The organism is Stieleria varia (genome assembly GCF_038443385.1).
Taxonomy (GTDB): Bacteria; Planctomycetota; Planctomycetia; order Pirellulales; family Pirellulaceae; genus Stieleria; species Stieleria varia.
In genome coordinates, this window is sequence record NZ_CP151726.1 from 526,367 (window position 1) to 541,732 (window position 15,366).

The following is a 15,366-nucleotide window of genomic DNA, read 5'->3' on the forward strand; positions in this document are numbered from 1 at the left end:
AAAACGAAGTCGTTTTCGCCGCTGAGAGGAGCCGCGAACTCGTTTCGCACTCTGCTGATTTTTCGAAAGTCGTAGGTTCGATTAGGTCAAACCGTCTAGCGACCCAGTGCTGTCGACAAAACTCTCGGTCTCCATTCCCAACGCTTGCAACATCGTGACGAAGAGATTGGACATGGGGGTTTTCTCGTCGAAGTGCAAGAACTGATTGTGTCGCAGTCCAAGCCCGCCGCCGCCGGCAAGCAACAGCGGGTAGTTATGATTCTGGTGCGTCCGGCTGTTGCTGCTTCCGTATAGCACCAGGGTACGGTCAAGCATATTTCCATCACCCTCAGGGGTTTCCTGCAACCTCGTCAGAAATCTGGCCAGGTTTTCTGCCAAGAACTGGTCGAATCGTCCGATGTTCTCAGGCCCACCTTTCTTTCCCGCCGCGTGCGCCAATCCGTGCCAGTCAGGTTTCAATCCCAGGGCAGCCGGAAACGTTCTTGCACGCGACGGACCGTAGCTTCCAATCTGATAAGTGGAAATTCGCGTTAAATCCGTCTGGAAGGCTAGGAACTGAAGATCGTAGATCGCTTTCAGATACTCACGAGGTGCATCGATGGTGGCGTCCAAGTCGATGGAATCACGGTCGACCTCGGGAAGCGGAATGTTCAACCAGTTGCTCGCTCGTTCGATGCGATGCTCCACCTCGCGCACCGATGTTTCAAACTCGGAAAGCTTGCGTTGGTCGGCGGCCCCCAGCTTTCGCTGAAGCGATTTCGATTGATCCATGACCAAGTCGAGAATGCTCGCGGAATTCTGAAGTTTGCTTTGGTCTTGCTTGCTGGCTCCGTCCTGACCAAACAAACGTTCAAAGATTTGCTTGGGATCCGACAACGCAGGAATCGGTTGGCCTTTATCGGTATAAGAAAGCGTCGTGGTTCTTGTTCGCGGCCCAACACCACCGTCGGTCGAAAGCGTCAGCGAAGCGAGACGCGTTTCTTGGCCGATCTGACTTGCCGCATATTGATCGAGTGAAATCGTGTTTTGATAAGTGACGGGCGCCAGATGGTTTGCCGTCAAGAACGTGTCTCCCGTATCGTGTCCGTTCATCGCGCGGCAGCGAGGATGTGATAGGCCACTAAAAATGGACACGTTGTCCATCAATGGCTGCAACGGCTGCAATACGTTGGTCAGTTGGTAATCCTTTCCCTTTCCGGTTGGAAACCATCCCCACTGGCGATCTTCCGCGTCATCCTTGGGCATTGCAATCCCGAATGGAAACAAGATCGCGCACATCCGTCGAGGGAGTTGCTGCTGCAGAGCAGTACTCGGTGCGCCCATCGCTTCCAACCACGGCAGCGCCATGCTGACCCCGGCGGCTCGGAAAACGCTGCGCCGACTGAGTTGCCATGAATTTTTCATGCGACTTACTACTTCGTTTGAAAGGTATCGCTTAGGACGAAGTCCCTGATCAGCGACTTGAGTTTGAAATCTTTCTCGATGAATTGCTGGGTGAGCGTTTGGGCAGACTGGCGATCCCCGAAATCGAGTGTACGGCCCAGCCCGTAAGCCATCAGCCTGCGCACCAGAGAACGGGCAAACCTCTCGTCACAATCTTCTAGAAGATACCGTTGCAGCTGCCGAGCACCTTCAATTTCTGCACCGTCAGGCAAAACGCTTCTCGCGTCAACGGATACTCGCGGCCGCTTTTTGTGTGCCGGGATCTCCGTTCGCCAGCGACCTACCGCATCAAAGTTTTCAAGCGGAATGCCCCACGGATCAATCCCGTTGTGGCAGCTGGCACAGGACTCCTTCTCTCGATGCACGGCAAGTTGTTCCTTCAATGTTAGCTTTGCCAAGTCCGGGCGTTCCGGATTCAGTTCAGGCACATCAGGTGGCGGCGGCGCCGGAGGTGAGTCGAGCAGACGATCCAGGATCCAAACCGCACGTTTGATCGGATGCGAGTCCTCGCCATTCGAATTTGCCAAATGAAAAGCTGCTTGCCAAAGTAATCCGCCGCGTCGATCGCCCGGCTCCAAAGCGACACGCTCAAACTGACTGGAACGAGGTCCGGTCAGGCCGTAGTGTATTGCCAATGGACGGTTCAACATGGCCCAATCGGAATCGAGCAACTCCAACGCACTGCGGTCACCGCGCAGAATCTCAGAAAAGTAAACTTGCGATTCCTTCCGCATCTGATGCTTCAGGTTGTTATCAAAGTCGGGAAAGAACTCCGGGTTCACCGCGACGCGATTCAAGGCATCCAGGTCAAGCCATTGATCGACAAATCGTTGAACGAATTGCGTGCATCGATCGTCTGACAACATTCGATCGACCTGTTGCCCGAGCACGTCCGGTTGCCGCAGCCTGCCTTCGCCGGCCAAGTCCAAGAGCGTTTGATCCGGCGCTGTACTCCAGAGGAAATACGACAGACGTGACGCCAATTCCCAATCGGTAACGCGGTTGTTTTCGGATTGCCGCGAGGCCTGCTCAACAATGTAGAGAAAGTGCGGAGAGACCAGAACGGAAGCGAAGGTTTCACGAAGCGCCTGTTCAAACGACTCTGACTGCGGGCGAATCGTGTCAAACAGCCCAGCCGTCTGCTCGACTTCGTCTTCCGTGACCGGACGGCGAAAGGCACGCGTCATGAATGAGTGCAACAAGTCGCGAACGTAACGCGACTCGTCGTCCGCATGTTCCGATTCAAACAGCAAACGCTGATGACTCGGTGGCGGCCAACTTGCGTAAACCGGGGCTTTGAATTCGACTGCGGTCACTCGGACCTCCAGCCGCTTTCCAAATGGAACCGGCTGGCGATCTTCCTCGGACTTTGTTTTCTCCTCCTTTTTGGCCTCACCCTTCTTCTTCGGCTGGGGTGCGCGTTGGGCATACTTCCGATCGGGATAACGGAGCTCTTTCCCATCGGCGTCAATAAAGTCGATCATCACGATCATGCCTTTGAAACCCGAGTTCCCAAACGACACGGGACCGGGTTGCGGAAAGTCCTCCATCCGCCCGCGAAGCGTATAAGTCTGCAGCTCTTCTGTAACATCGATCTCGCCGATTTGGCCACGCGGCACATGAATGATGCCCGGCACGTGCCCCAGGGACACTCGCATCCTTGGAAACGCTTCGTTGTTGGGAGTTGCAGCTTGGGCCGTGATACTCAGCTCAAACTCTCCGTGCCGAGGAAACTCCTTTAAGTCCAAGATGAACTCCGGGTTTACCGGTTGGTGGCCGGCGACTTTCTTTGTCGGAAGATTGCCAATCGCCGTCGTCCTCTGGGAGAATTCGTGCAACGTTGGACGTTCGCCTATCACAATCGCTTCGGCCAACGCGCGCCGCGCAACGCCCAAGTACATTTCGATTTGCGTGGGCGACATTTCCAAGGTCGCACCGTCATTCAGGAATCCTGTCGGTGAGACCGGTTCTGGTGGCAGGTTGCGGGCGAAGTCCAAATCGACTCCCAGCAGATCACGCATCGTATTGGCGTATTCGTATCGCGTGAGACGCCGCGTCAACACTCGTCCATCCTTGAAACGCTTCGCCGCAGCTGCTTCACGCAGTGCCGAACCGATCCACTGGGTCAACAGTCGCCGCTCACGGGGCGATGGCTGCGTTGCTTTGGCCGGAGGCATTTCTCCTTGGCTGATTTGATTGAGCACATCATGCCAGGACTCGGCATCATTTCCCTCAACCATATTTGGATTGAGCTGGTCCAGGCGAATGCCGCTCTCGTTGTTGGCCGGCCCATGACACTGGTAACACAGACCTTTCAAGACTGGTCGCACATCACTCTCAAACACCTCGTGCGATGAATCGCTTGCCATTGCAGGCGGCGACACACAAAAACGCACGATGACCAATAGCACGAGGAGGCGTCGGATCGGAAAGTAGCGTTTGCACATACGGACGAAGGCTCAGATCCGCAAGCCGCGGTGGGGCCAGCAGCAGGATTCCAAGCTTGATAAAACGAGTGAGGAAAGAGTCTCAGGCAGGTTCTTCTTAGGCTGGGGCTTCTCAGGCAGGACCTACAGTATAGCAGCCAAACGTCCTTGCTGCCCGCGACCCACAGTCAGGTCTGAGCCCAGTTACAGCAATCGGGTTTGGCCCAGATGCGCGCCCCGTGGCCTCGTCGATTGAGCCCTGTTTGCTGACACCTTTCGGTCCCTCGGATGTCGGAAATGCTTGATCTATTGATTCATACCCGTGGAGCTTTGCTGGCGGCCGGTCTTGCCCTCGTTGGATTGCTCTACATTCTGTTGAGCGTTCGAGACACGTTCGGTGATCTCAAGCTCATCTTTGAGCCATTGCTCCTGCGAAAGACACGTCGGTTCTCACTTGGTGACCTACTCGTGTTTATCTCCATGGCCGCATGCTACTTTGCTCTTCTCCGATGGATGGGGGATGGTTTCACCAATTCGATCCTCGCCCTTGGAGTGATCTTTTGTTTGTGTTCCGCGATTGCGTTGTTTCGGCTTGCGTATCAAGACATCTCGGCAAAGGCCATTCGGCGACAGCACCCTGAAAGATACTCAAGGGGTGATGAAGCGAAGGAGTTGCCATCAGTGAAGATTCATCGCACACCGCGTCAACGATAGAATGCTGACGCGATCGATTGCGTCAGATCGCAATGAAGGGCCGTCTTAACGCGTCCATACTCCAGCCATTGGACGCGCAAAGCCAATACGTGTAAGTGGTGTGGCTCGTGTGTAGCGATTGCGAGTACGAGCGCCGTCTCAGGGGACGTACGACTGAACACGAGCATGAACGCGTGATGAACCCTTGAGCTGCCATACCTGATCTGTGCGGAATGTCAAGCTCGTCGTCTCACTCTCTACACCAGGGATGGACTTGCTATCCAAGATGGCATTTGCAACCCAGGCGTACGTGCCGTTGGTCGTTGGGGAACGAGGACTATAGTTCCTCCATTCCCGTCAGCGTAAAAAAGTGCAGTTGGCCTAGTGAATCACCCACTAGAACTGTGCGGCCATCTGGGCTAATCATACACGTTGTAAGTTGAGATTCGGCGGTGAAAGTCGAAATACGCTCCCCGCGGTCGAGACGCCAAATGATGAGCGTTCGATCGAATGATGCGGAGATGGCATATCGCCCGTCAGGCGTCAGGCTGACACAAGTGACTTCCGCCTGGTGCCCAGTCAACGTCTTAGTATTCAGTCCAGACGCTAGGTCCCAGACCTTGAGCGTGTGATCCGTGGATGCCGAGACCACGTGGGCTCCGTCGGGAGTGACGCAAACCTGAGTTACCTCGGCGACATGTCCTACCATCGTACGAAGTTCGCGTGCTTTCGCCCAATCCCAAATCTTTAGCGTGTGATCGCTAGCGCCAGAGACGACATGCTGACCATCGTGCGTTACGGCCACGCAGGTCACTGCTCCCTCGTGTCCTTGAAGCGAACGTATCGCTTGCCCGTTTTTTAAATCCCACACCTTGAGAGTTTTATCATATGCCGCGGAAACGGCATGCGCGCCGTTCGGCATCGCACACACGCTGCTCACGGCAATGTCGTGTCCCTTGAGGGCAAGCGGTGTACTAGCTGATGCAAGTTGCCAGATCCGAAGCGTCTGGTCGCTCGACGCGGAGATCGCGAAACAAGCGTCCGGAGTTACGCACACGCAATTGACCCAGCCGACGTGTCCCGTAAGCGAAAGGATCTCGACTCCACTTTCGACATCCCAGACTTTGAGAGAACGATCGTGCGACGCCGAGATCGCCTGACGACCGTCCTGCGTCACACATATGCTGGAAATCGTACTGCGGTGCGCCGGTCGAGGAACCACCTCGGGTTCAACCTCCAAGTCCCAGACTCTGAGCGATTGATCGAGGCCGCCGGTGACAGCGTGACGACCATCAGGTGTCATACAAACGCTCAACACACCGCTTCGGTCGTCGATCGTCCGCATCTTTCGCCACTCATCCAGATCCCAGGTGGTCAACAAACCATTTGTCGTAGCCGTTACGAGACATCGACCATTTCGATTGATTGCCAGACTTGTAACCGCCTCGCCGTTATTTGCAAGTGTGTTCACGCAACATCCACGTGACAGATCCCAGACCTTCGAAGTCCGATCCGCCGAGGCGGAGATCGCGCGGAGTCCGTCCGGGGTCACGCATACGGCAAGCACTGGCCCCTCATGTTCCACCAACCTGCGAATTGGCTGACCCCACGGCAAGTCCCAGACGGTGAGCGAACCATCTGCTGATGCAGAAACGACGTGCCTTCCATCTGCGGTCACACAGACACAATTCACGCCGGCCCCATGTCCCTCAAGCGTCTTGATTATCCTTCCTTGCGTCAGATCCCAGACTTTGATCGTTTCGTCGAGTGACCCCGAAACGACATACCTGTCATCAGGTGTGACCAAGACGCTTGTCACCTGGTCGACATGTCCATGAAATGTTTGGGTAACAATACCTGTCTCGAGGTCCCAGACGCGGATGGTTCGATCAAGCGACGCCGACACAGCGCGATCACCGGCGTGAGTCACAACGACACAGCTAACGAAATCGGAGTGACCGCCGAGAGAGCGTACCTGCCGTCCCGTTTCCGATTCCCAGACAATCAACGCGTGATCTTCCGAACCGGAGACGATGTGTCGACCGTTCGGTGTCACGCAGACGCTCGTTACCGCGCCGCGGTGCCCTTGCAAGGTCCGCACGAGTGGGTCACCGACTTGGCTCAGCACTCTTGTTCTGGGCAGCAGTACAGGTTGCCGCCGTGATGTCGAGATTTGTCGAATCAGTCCGCGCAACGCTGGATGACGAGTGGCGGCAATCGTCAAGCGACCAACCAGTTGGCTCATGAACTGCTCAGGCGACTGCGCCGTAAGATGACCAGAGAGGCGAATCGCGTCTCGCACGAGTCCGGCTGTCGCGACGGATTCTTGGGCTACGCCCGGATGTGCCTGCAATCGTTCAGCATCCGTGATGAGCGCATTGGGCCCGGTTATTCGCAGTTTTGCCTCGAGCCAGCTCGGATCAAGGATTAGGTCCTGCATGCGTTGCTCGGCACCGGCTGACAGGAGGTGGTAGCCGTACCATTCCCAGGCGAATCGATCGGGCAGCGTGTGACTTGGCCCCCAATTGGCAACTAGCCGTGCGTGTAACGACGCACGGTCGGAGAGTTTGGTTTCAAAGTACTCGCGAACGACATCATGCAGACGAATCGTTCCGTGTTCGGCTTGCTGACGAACAAGCGAGGCATCCGCTAGGCGTTCAATCCTAAGTTCAGTATCGAAATCATCGACGTTCCATAGAGCTTCCAAGGCCGATTGCGGGATTTCCAGGTCGGCGGCGAAGACAGCGAGTTCCGTTGCCGCCTGTCGATCTGACGCATCGAGGTTCTCCAGACTGATGTCCATGGTCGCACTGATGGACGCCTGGCGAGAGGCGTTGTCCGCGACTTTCAGTCCCTTGATTCCTCGCCGCTCCAACAGCTTATCGACGTGCCGCAAGGCGGTCTCAAATGATTCGTTTTTGGGAGGCCGCATTCGACTCCGCAGCGCCGCTCGGGCTAGTTCGAGCATTAACGGCCATTCGCCTAATCGTTGAGCAAGCTGCTTCAGCGCTGGCGTGACTTCAGATGCCACATCTTGACTCAACATCATGGTGGCTTCGCTGAGTTGCATTTCGTCAACGAGTACCGGTGCTTCACATTCCGCACTGACAGCGATGTTAGCTTTTCGCGTCGTGATTAGCCGACGGCAACTGTTTCCGCCCCGGAGAAACGGCTGGAGATGGGCTAGGTTCCAGACGTCGTCAATGACAAGGAGGCAACGGCGGTGTTCAAGATGATCCGCCACGGCAATGGCAGCTTCATACTCACTCTCAAATCCAGGGTGCCGCCCAGTGAGCGCACCGTACAGACTGGACAGTTCCCGCAGTACGTTCGGAACTTCACCTAGTGTAACCCACAAAATTCCATCGATATATGCCGTCACAACACGGTCGTCATGACAGAGGCGTGCAGCTAGAGTTGTCTTGCCAAACCCGCCCGCGCCGTGCAATGCACTGACGGCGGTAAGCTTTCCTTGATCGGCATGAAGCACTTGGTCTAACAGCCGTTCATATTCAACCGGACGTTCGACAAAACCTTGCGGAATATCGGGTGCCATGAACGGAATGCGGTCAACGGGTGGGGGATTGCGCAATTGCGACTTGAACTTCTCCCAATCCTGATCGCTCTCCAAGTCGAACCAATGAATCGCACTCACCCACGGTGGTACGTCGCCATGATTCAAGGTCACGCCGGGCACACGCACGGGAATGACTTGGATGGCGTTTTGTCGACAATAACGCCATTCACGCGTCGTATAGATGGAATTCAACGAACCGGGTGTCAGCAGCAGAACCATGCATTGCGCAGCCTCCAAAGCTTCTTCAATCTGTGGCCACCAACGCTTTCCCGCCGCCATTGCTTCGTGATCGCGCCAGATCGGGCTGTCGGGCAACTCGCGTTCAAATCGCTCTCGAAGTCGCCGGCTGTAGTCCAGACCGTCCGCCCGAGCATATGAAATGAAAATCCCCACCGGCCGTTGAATCGCCTCTTGAATCGTCATGCCTTCGTATTTGATCTTTACATGGAAGCTAGGTGGCCGCTGATCTGGCGAGACAATGGTCGCCTGTGGATGAACACGTCTACGCTGTTTAACCTTCCGAGGAAATGTCAACCGTGACCGACGACGTCGCCTGAGCGTTTCCGATGAAGACCCCATTCATCGCACATACCTCGTCAAAGTCACGCCCCCAAGCGACAGCAATGTGGTCGAAAGATGTGATGGCATTAATGGTAGGATCAATGTCGACCCAACCATCCGCACCACAGAAGACTGATGCCCACATATGTGTCGAATCCAGGCCAGCAGGTCGAGTCGTGCCAGGGGGCGTGACCGTTCGCAGGTAACCGCTGACGCAACGAGCTGCCAATCCCAATGAACGGAGGCAGCCGATGTAAAGGTGAGCCAGATCCGCAGCTTTGCCGAGACGGTGCGTCAAGACGTCGTCGACGACGTTAACAGCCAGCCCCAAAGAGTCTGGCTGAACACGACGCACGCGGCGATGCGGAAGCAGCTCGGAAGGACCTAAATCCTGTGACACTGTGGACGCAGAAGCATCGTAGCTGAAATCATCGAACAAGCGGCTTGCGAACTCCACGGCAGCCTCCAGAATCGGCTTTCCCGCAGTGAACGATGGCCTCGCATACTCGGCTAATCTCGCATTCGGCTTGATGATCCTAGAGGCGGAGATGAATTGACAAGCATTCAGTACTACGGGCGACAATTCTGACGCTAATCGAGATGTCAGTTGGTCCCAGGGCTCCGTCAGGTGTGGCTCAATCGTGGTAACCTGAGCTACCTGCAACTGGCTCTCAGCACTGATCGACATTGTCTCATGCGGTTTGCTGATTTCAGAATAGCAAAGACGGTTGCCAAAACAGTCCTGATATTGCTGCATTTCGTCAGGTGTTGGATGAATGGTCAACTGGTGATTCTCAACGATTTGCGTATGAGTTTGACGCGGATGCACTCGCAACAGATTGTGGCAAATCGAAACGGGTGCCGAATACATATATTTGATGCAATGAGTGACCTTGTAATTCATTTTTCGCTCACGTCGTGAAAAGAATGCACTCCGCCAATGTAGAGCAAGTATTTCTGAGTGATCGCATCGGAGAGTTGGCGAAGAGCGTCCATCCACTCGGTCGTCAACTTCGCCAGTCGATCCTCATGGTTGGTGTGCTGAGCGACCTCGCGAGCGTCCACGATACGAACCGAATGTAAGAGCGTTGCGGCAAGTTTCCTCTCCAGCGGAAACGTCGCCTGCTCTAAGACACCTGGTAACTGCTCGATGTGGTCGACGATTTGAACAAACTGAAACGCTAGGGAACTCGGATTGGTTTCATCGACCAAAAGTAAGTCCAGTGTAGCGTCAAAATGCATTCGCGCCATGTAACGCGACCGATAGATGGCTAGACTGTCGGTCACCTCCAACATCGTCTCCATAATCGAAGCAGGATCTTCCGGCGATGCCGATATACTTTCGATCAAACTGATGATTTGCTGTGAATGTTCGATGCGATGCCCCAACTCGTAGAATCGCCAGACGAGGGAACGCGGCATACTCGCAGCAAAAATTCCGCTGAGCGCCGCTAACTCGGTCACCAACTCGTCCGTGGTCGCCAACAGATCGGCGACATTGGGGGTGTGCCGGTGGGGCAGACGCAAATGTTCATTGATGCGGTGGATTAACCGCGATGTATCCAGGGAAATGTTTTCATGAATCAGCGACTCGATCTCCAACGCGCCATCTAGGATGCTCCGCAAACTTCTCGGGTTTGCTGGATCAAAGACAACTGTCGGCAGCGTTTGTTCGATCGGCGGTAATTCCGCCGCCATCTCCGCTATCGCATAGGCCGGATCGAGCTGACCAAGCTGTATCAAACACCGTAGCAGCGAGGGCAGTTCAATCTCGCTCGTCTCTCGCAACCCTCCCGTCATCCGGCGGGCAGTACTCCGAAGCAATTTAGAAAGTGCTTCGGCTCGTTCGAGTTGCCGGCCGAGCCAATACACGTTGTCGGCCGTTCGACTGGGGATTTCCGTGCCGCCCCGTTGAAGCAACCCGACTTGGCTGGGGATTATCAGAGTTATCCGTGGCTCGGGAGCCTCTTCGTTGACAATCCATACATCCTTGCTCCTATAACCGATCGCAGTTGACGCATCGTTCGGCCCCAGCACGGTCGCTGTTCGGGCCCAAGCACCAGGCATCACGACATAAGAAGTACCCGAATAGACAAGGTAGGCGCGGTATGAAACGAAGCCGGGATACGGTCTTGCCCCCCAAACCGGCGCGGTCGAACCGTCGATTGTTTCCTGCGCGGCAAAGTCTGCGGGGTTGTCCAGCACCAGCTCGGCCAAGTCGTTCTGTGTGAGTGGTTTGAATCCGTCTGCGTGATGGACTACTCGATGTTGCGAGGATCGCCGAAGTGTCAGTTCGCCCAAGTGCCGCAATGCGTACGCAAGCGCAAGAGGTTGACCGCACCACCAAGTCGCAACAGCAGGTAGCAACAAATCCTCACCCAAGAACGATTGGCACAATTGCGGCATACTCGCCATAAAAGCGGGGGATTCGACAAGACCACTGCCCAACGGATTTGCAATCTCGACGCGACCGGATCTGGCTGCGCGAAACAGCCCAGCCACACCCGCGTTGGCGTTTGATATGAACTCAAGTGGATCAATCGATTCGCTAAAGAGATGCCGCAGAATGACGTCAACATCAACAAGTCCCTTTAGCGTCTTGAGCATCACCCTTCCGTTGCGGACAGAAAGGTCGCCAGGTTCGACAAATTCGTATCCGAGGTACCGCGCCATGTAGGCATCCTCGAAGTAGCTGTGGCTCTTTCGGCCAGCGTTCAACATCACAACTCGAGGATTTCCCGCTCGGGGGTGGTTCTCAGGCAATGTATTCTTCAGCGCTTCTCGAGCTTCTGCAAAAAAACCTGCGAGCCGCTGAACTCCGCACTCCTGAATTACATCGGGCAGCATACTTGAAATGGCGATGCGGTTCTCTAACGCATACCCCATTCCCGTCGGCGCCTCGGTGTGATCGGCCAGCACCCACCACTGTCCGTCAGCCGAACGCGCCAAATCGGCTGCATAGAATTTCAGAAAGTTGCCATTACCACGCTCCGGTAAGTGACCTTGACAGGATGCTAGGAACGATGAATGTCCGAACACCATTTGCGATGGCAACGTCCCAGACTTGATCAGTTGTTGCGGGCCATAAACATCCATCAGAACTTGATTTAGTAGCCTAGCGCGCTGTCGCAACCCATTCGCAACCGCTTGCCACTCGGAAGACGGCAAAATGACGGGTAGCGGATCCAATTCGTTCTCTCGTCTCGTCTCGATGCGCGTTTCATCACCTCGATGAATCTGTGATTGTGTCTGTTTCCATCGTTTCCCAAACTCTTGGGCACCCATTTGACGAATCGATGCCACTAAAGATTTGGCATGAGGCCGCCATTCACCCGAATCCATCTTGTATTCGTCATACACACCGCGCGAAGGAACATAGTCCCGAAACAAATCGCCGGTCTCGGATGAATTCACGTCTGACGCAGTCATATTTTCCCATTTCCACGAAGGTCGCCCGGCAATTCCATCGACGCAAATAGTATACGATTCGCGTCCCACGGTGACCATCAAGGTGCGACGATCGCAGCAAGGTGTCTAGGTCGCGGATCATCAATGCGATGGCGAAACCGTTGCCCCCCAATGCGACAATCAACACGGAGCGACGAACTCATGATGCCGCGTCTCGCCTTGAAGAATACGTTGGCCGTTCGGTCGAACAATCCGTTGCGCCACGCGACTGGCCCGCGTGATGGCTGGCTTGTTGAGAATAGTTATGCAATCTCGCGATCCAATGGTGCAAAGCGTGGAGACGATCTACATGCCGCAGCTGAAGTTCTCTCAGCCGAGCCTTGGGTGCACTCATAAGCGGGGGACGCGGGAGGAGGATGCGGGGACACAGCATGCCACGGGTGCGCCTTGGGCGAGCCGTGGCTGCCGTCTGTGATCCCTGAGGGGATCGGAGTGAGCTTGTGCGATTAGGGAGGTTTTCTTGCGAAGTTCTCCTGGCTGCGTCGAGCATCTCGGCTGCGATTCGCTGGGCGTCGATGTGTGTATCAGTGGTTTGCGTGGCTGTGTTCTTGGGAACACCAATTGGCAGGAGTGCAAGTAAACCAAACGGGGACGGTTCGTGATGGGAGATGGCTAAGCTTTGGCAATCACGGACGCTAATCTCCGAGCAGTGAAGATTGGGTGGTTTTTCTTCTCCCTAGGAACATTCGATTTTGCCTACTCGATGGAGCGTACAGTCTCGCGATTCGCCATGTGGCATGCCCCCTCACCCCCTGCGCCTCTCCCCCAAAATTTTCGCGACGGAGTCATTGGAGATGGTCGGCTTGTCTCGCGAAAATCTTGGGGGAGAGGGGAGCCAGTTCTGAAATTGTGGCAGGTCGCCGCATGGGGCGGCGGAGCGGTCGCGACACCGGCGCATGAAAAAACGACTGACAGCAATTTGCTGTCAGTCGTTTCTCCACATTGAGTACCGAAGGTGGGACTCGAACCCACACGACCTTGCGGCCACTGGATTTTGAATCCAGCGCGTCTGCCAATTCCGCCACTTCGGCTTGTTTTTGCTCCGGGAGGATGACTCTTGTCGTCTGCCAGGAAGAGGAGATTATTCAGTAACCAACGGGTTCGTGCAAGCGGCGGTCTTGTGACTTGTTCTTCGGCGATTTTTTGCCTTGGTTGACACCTGGCCCACGGAGCCGGCCTGGAAGTCTGCCTGGTCAGAAAAGTCGGGCCTGCCCGCAAGGTCACCGTAGGCGGCCGTCTCGCAGGTGATCCATGCGATCGATCGGGCAAAGCGAGAATGAGCTTCTGTGAGAGCTTTTCCCTGCGGCGGGGATCAAGAAAACGCCGATAATTTCGATGACGCCACGAGGCGTCCGACGCGATGAACGCGTCGCTTCACTGCTGGTGCAGGGCCATGGAACGGGCCCCGATGACCCGTTCCCCCATTCTGTAGTGCCCCACCGCCATGACTGCCGATTTTCTACATACCACCCTGGGTTTGCTCTTCACCGCCGTTTGGTTGCTGGTCGGCCAAATTCTTGTCGGCGGTCGATGATCCACTCAGGATGCCCCGATACGTTTGGACAAGCCAATCGATCGGGAAGATGCAAAACGGATGCTCCCGGCTCCGCAAGATCGCTTGCGAGAGCGATCGCTCCCGAGCCGCCTCTAGCTGCCTATTCAACTCAGCTCGCACGTCGGCCAACTGAGCCGACATCGCCGCGTTGACTGCGGTCACCTGTTTGTGCCAAGCAAGCTTGACGCCCCGCTCGGGGATGTCGCTCAGCAACGCTTGCTTGGCCGTCACCAGATCGCTGGATACAGCTCCGGTCTCTGCAAAACATTGGCCTTGAAATCGGGTCTGCCGGATCTGATCACGCAACTGGCGGATCTGATGCTCGACGTCAGGCTGATGTTGCAACGCGGCACCGGGCAGTTGCACGGTCGCCGACATGACCATGAACCGGGGCGGCTGGAGAGCAAAGAACTGGGACATGATTTGATCGCCCAGTTGATCGTACTTTCCGCCGCCGATCCCATGCAGGAATAGATCGCTCAAGATCAAGCGGGCGTACATTGTTGTGACGAGTGCCCGTGAACGCAGTTTGAATTCTTGCGTCATGGCGGCGAAAAGTTGTTCGGCCGCGGCATCCGAATCCGGTCGTTGGATCTTCACCAGCCGTTTGTTGCGGTCACTGACATGCAGTGTGTCAGCGGCTCGGTCGTATCGCACCCAAACGCCGCGACGCTGTGGCGACAGGTTTCCGTAGAGCCAAAACGGTGCTTCCAGCCATTCGTCGTCTTGTTGCAGATTCGGCACCGGGTGAGCGTTGCTACGAATTCCGTGAGCCGCACGGTACAGGTCGGTACAACGATTGTAGATTTCGTGAAACCGCGGCAAGTCGCGCAGAATGCCCAACGCGAACTTGGCAAATGGGATCGATCGACAAAGGACACCGATGGGGATTTCCAGTGTTTGCAACCCGAGGTCGTTCTCGTACGCATGCCTGGCTTGCGCCATCGCGCAGCCTGCGTAACCGCAGCGTCGGACTGCTGCCCGGGCGTGGTGCCAAAGCTCGGTGATGCAGGGATCGGCCACCAGAGGACGCACCACCTTGACGACGGCTTCGTCGAACCGATCGAAGCGGTCACGATCGGTGACCAGTGTTTGCTCATAAGGAACGCCGCCCGATGCTGCATCGAATGCGACGCTGTGGTAATGGATTTGACCATTGGCAGCGCCGCGTGTGGGGACTCGGATGGCACTGGCGGCTGCGACGTCGTTGTCGACGACCAAGTTGATCGCTGTGGAGCCGGTTTGGCGAGCGATGTGGTCCAACGCAAAATTCTTGAACCAGACTCCGGGGTGAAAGATCGCCGGTTGATGTCCTGCCATCACGATCGGTGCATCGATGTTGGCGCCCAAGGTTTCGACGGATCGATAGGTCGACGTGTATCGCCGTGCCGCATCGATCAACTGCGATCGGGCTTCGCGTTGGAGGGCTTTCCAGTCCGATGGTAGCGCCGCTAATAAGGCTTGGTTGTCCGACAACAGCGAAGCGGCTTGATCGAGCCGGGGCACGGTCAGCGCGGTGCCGTGGCGCTGCGGAGCGCGGTACTCCTGATACGCCGGTGGCGCATCAGGGGCGTCGGTCTTGGGATACGGCGGATGGGTCACAGAAAACAAAAACTATTTGCGAGAGGGCATTAGATGCCGAT

The 15,366-nt window shown here is 55.9% G+C and carries 7 protein-coding genes and 1 tRNA gene; 1 reads left to right on the forward strand and 7 read right to left on the reverse strand.

The features are described from left to right. Window positions 1–81 precede the first annotated feature (81 nt). Complete coding sequence (locus Pla52nx_RS01955; RefSeq protein ID WP_146518032.1) at window positions 82–1,404, reverse strand: DUF1552 domain-containing protein; 1,323 nt, start codon at window positions 1,402–1,404, stop codon at window positions 82–84. Window positions 1,405–1,412: 8 nt separating this feature from the next. After that, window positions 1,413–3,890 carry a DUF1592 domain-containing protein gene (locus Pla52nx_RS01960; protein ID WP_146518033.1) on the reverse strand — a complete coding sequence of 826 codons (2,478 nt, stop codon included), beginning with the start codon at window positions 3,888–3,890 and terminating at the stop codon, window positions 1,413–1,415. 267 nt (window positions 3,891–4,157) lie between these two features. Between Pla52nx_RS01960 and Pla52nx_RS01965 the strand changes: the two genes are divergently transcribed. Then, a complete protein-coding gene (locus tag Pla52nx_RS01965) occupies window positions 4,158–4,583 on the forward strand; it encodes a hypothetical protein (protein WP_146518034.1) in 426 nt (141 codons plus the stop codon). 316 nt (window positions 4,584–4,899) lie between these two features. On the opposite strand, the gene Pla52nx_RS01970 is transcribed toward Pla52nx_RS01965, so the two are convergent. The 5 genes from Pla52nx_RS01970 to Pla52nx_RS01990 form a co-directional block, all read right to left on the reverse strand. Beyond that, the gene (locus Pla52nx_RS01970) at window positions 4,900–8,562 is read right to left on the reverse strand and encodes a beta-propeller domain-containing protein (RefSeq protein ID WP_197454212.1); all 3,663 of its coding nucleotides are present in this window, start codon (window positions 8,560–8,562) and stop codon (window positions 4,900–4,902) included. An 88-nt stretch (window positions 8,563–8,650) separates the two neighbouring features. After that, on the reverse strand, window positions 8,651–9,604 hold the full coding sequence (locus Pla52nx_RS01975; RefSeq protein WP_146518036.1) for a transglutaminase family protein: 954 nt from the start codon (window positions 9,602–9,604) through the stop codon (window positions 8,651–8,653). Next, window positions 9,601–12,129, reverse strand: coding sequence for a circularly permuted type 2 ATP-grasp protein (locus tag Pla52nx_RS01980; RefSeq protein ID WP_197454213.1), 2,529 nt, complete (start codon window positions 12,127–12,129; stop codon window positions 9,601–9,603). Before Pla52nx_RS01980 ends, Pla52nx_RS01975 begins: the two co-directional genes overlap by 4 nt. 986 nt (window positions 12,130–13,115) lie before the next feature. Next, window positions 13,116–13,199 (reverse strand) — tRNA-Leu (locus Pla52nx_RS01985). A gap of 428 nt (window positions 13,200–13,627) precedes the next feature. Beyond that, window positions 13,628–15,325, reverse strand: a complete 1,698-nt coding sequence (locus Pla52nx_RS01990) for a hypothetical protein (RefSeq protein ID WP_146518038.1) — start codon at window positions 15,323–15,325, stop codon at window positions 13,628–13,630. Between the last annotated feature and the right edge of the window lie 41 nt (window positions 15,326–15,366).

Coding starts and splice junctions, on each gene's coding strand:
- Pla52nx_RS01955 (WP_146518032.1), bottom strand. CDS start 1,404: ATGAAAAATTCATGGCAACTCAGTCGGCGCAGCGTTTTCCGAGCCGCC.
- Pla52nx_RS01960 (WP_146518033.1), bottom strand. CDS start 3,890: ATGTGCAAACGCTACTTTCCGATCCGACGCCTCCTCGTGCTATTGGTC.
- Pla52nx_RS01965 (WP_146518034.1), top strand. CDS start 4,158: ATGTCGGAAATGCTTGATCTATTGATTCATACCCGTGGAGCTTTGCTG.
- Pla52nx_RS01970 (WP_197454212.1), bottom strand. CDS start 8,562: ATGACGATTCAAGAGGCGATTCAACGGCCGGTGGGGATTTTCATTTCA.
- Pla52nx_RS01975 (WP_146518036.1), bottom strand. CDS start 9,604: ATGAATTACAAGGTCACTCATTGCATCAAATATATGTATTCGGCACCC.
- Pla52nx_RS01980 (WP_197454213.1), bottom strand. CDS start 12,129: ATGACTGCGTCAGACGTGAATTCATCCGAGACCGGCGATTTGTTTCGG.